Origin of the sequence: Paratractidigestivibacter sp., from assembly GCF_052362415.1 — a bacterium.
Classification (GTDB): domain Bacteria; phylum Actinomycetota; class Coriobacteriia; order Coriobacteriales; family Atopobiaceae; genus Paratractidigestivibacter.
The window spans coordinates 1-2,010 of record NZ_DAWEMK010000190.1; the positions used below are offsets into that span (position 1 = coordinate 1).

A 2,010-nucleotide genomic window follows, 5' to 3' on the forward strand; every position below is an offset into this window, starting at 1 on the left:
CGCTGCACAAGCGCATCGTGGCGAACAACTTCGCCGGCCTGCGCGTGGGCGACTACCTCGACGTTCCTCTCGTCTCCGCGTCCGGCGTGGCGGGCCAGCAGTCCGTGCGATTCGTCATCGCGCATATCGACCCGTACCTGTGGTGCGACGACCGAGGCAAGGGGCACCACATCGCGTTCGTGGCCTCCGCGCCCATCGCAGTCAGCTCCTCGTACGCCGGAGTCACCAACTCCTCGTTCCTCCCATGGAACAAGACGAACACCAACCAGGGCACGGCAGACATCAAGAACCCGTACCTGTGCTCGCAGCTCAAGGGCTGGGAGAAGGCCTTCGAGGCGTGCCTGCCCGAGGGTCTGACCAAGTACATCCTCACGCAGCGCGTCCTGCTCGAGGAGCGCTACAGCGCCTCCGGTGCGCTCACCAACTCCAACAACTGGAGCTGGCAGGACATCGGCAAAATCTGGTCGCTTTCCGAGATGGAGGTCTACGGCTGCCCGGTCTGGGGAACGCCCGGCTACTCCGTCGGCTTCGACTGCCAGTTCGATCTGTTCCGCGACACGGCGCACCGACTCAACGGTAGCCGCTACAGCTGGTGGCTCCGCTCCGTCAGGGGTGGCTCGTCTGCTTACGTCTGCTACGTCGACAACAACGGCTACGCCGGCTGCAACGGTGCCACGGGCGACTGGGTTCGCCCGCGCGTGGGCTTCCTCCTAGGGTAGCGAAGCGGAGCGTACCAAACACTCACCTTGGCGCACGCCTTGCGCGTGCGCCTTGAGAAAGGAGGACCGCCTTGAGCGGAGTACCAGAGAGACTGAGGAACCTGAGCGAGCGCGAGTTCTACAACACGGCCATCGAGCTGCGCGTGGAGGTGCTTTGCATCGTCACATCGAGCGCCATCCCGAAATCGCAGCGCTTCACGTTCGCCGTCCCGATGGCAGAGACTGCCCGCAGCGTCGTCTACAACATCGTCAAGTCAGAGGCGTTCTACCCGAACACCGCCGAGAACGTCGCGGCACGCAAGCGCTACCTCACGCTGGCCGTCGCCGACTGCGAGCAGCTGTACCAGGACGCGCAGGCGTACCTCGAGGTGTACCGCAGAAAGGGAGACACGCAGCACGCCGGGGCCTTCGAGCGCATGGCGGGGCTCGTCGACTCCGAGATAAAGCTGCTCAAGGGCGCACGCAAGGGCGTCCAGCTGATCGGGGCGCGGTAGAATGGCAGGACGTCGTCCCTTGTTAACCGCTACAACTGGTGGCTCCGCTCCGTCAGGGGTGGCTCGTCTGCTAACGTCTGCTACGTCAACAACAACGGCAACGCCAACTACAACGGTGCCACGGACGACTGGATTCGCCCGCGCGTGGGATTGCTCATACTCGCCAGACAGCCCCGCCTATGCGTGGGGCTCCGAGCACATGAGGAAGGAAGGGCCGACGTTCGGGCACGCGCCCGTAAAGACGCATCCCGCTGGGAGGGCAGTCCGCTCCTTGCATGGCCGCGAGCTTCGGCGCTCGACGCGGTTTCATTGCTCCTCCCTAAGCGGCCTGGGAACGCCGGCGCCCATGGGCGCAGGCCGTGCGGGATGCCATCATGAATAGCGATGAGCGCCGAAAGGCTAGGAGAGCCAGGCGCGATGCGAAGAGGGCCGCGAACAGGGCGAAGCGCTGTGCTGCCCTCACTATCTCCAATGCCGCCTGCCTCGACAACATCCACGAGGCGGCACGCGACGCCGCCAAGGGCGTCCGCTGGAAGGCAAGCGTCCAGCGCTACATGGTCCATTCCCTGCGCAACTCGCTCTACGCTCGCCGTGACCTCCTTGCTGGAAACGACATCCGCAAGGGCTTCGTCAGGTTCCACGTCATCGAGCGCGGGAAGGACAGGGCGATAGCCGCCCCGCGGTTCTCCGAACGCGTGATACAGAAAGCGGTCACGAGGGAGGTCATGGCCCCGGCGGTATGGCCGACGCTCACGCCCGGGTGCGCCGCCAACATGCGAGGCCGCGGCACGGACTAC

At 65.1% G+C, this 2,010-nt stretch carries 2 protein-coding genes and 2 pseudogenes; all 4 read left to right on the forward strand.

Annotated features, from left to right (window positions below):
* A partial coding sequence (locus ACT84W_RS10775) for a DUF6273 domain-containing protein (protein ID WP_444329217.1) occupies positions 1 to 719 on the forward strand: 719 nt, incomplete at its 5' end.
* Positions 720 to 790: 71 nt separating this feature from the next.
* Positions 791 to 1,213 carry a hypothetical protein gene (locus ACT84W_RS10780; protein WP_444329218.1) on the forward strand — a complete coding sequence of 141 codons (423 nt, stop codon included), beginning with the start codon at positions 791 to 793 and terminating at the stop codon, positions 1,211 to 1,213.
* 36 nt (positions 1,214 to 1,249) lie between these two features.
* A pseudogene (locus ACT84W_RS10785) lies at positions 1,250 to 1,591 on the forward strand (hypothetical protein); the annotation flags it as partial.
* A pseudogene (locus ACT84W_RS10790) lies at positions 1,588 to 2,010 on the forward strand (RNA-directed DNA polymerase); the annotation flags it as partial. The pseudogenes ACT84W_RS10785 and ACT84W_RS10790, both read left to right, overlap by 4 nt.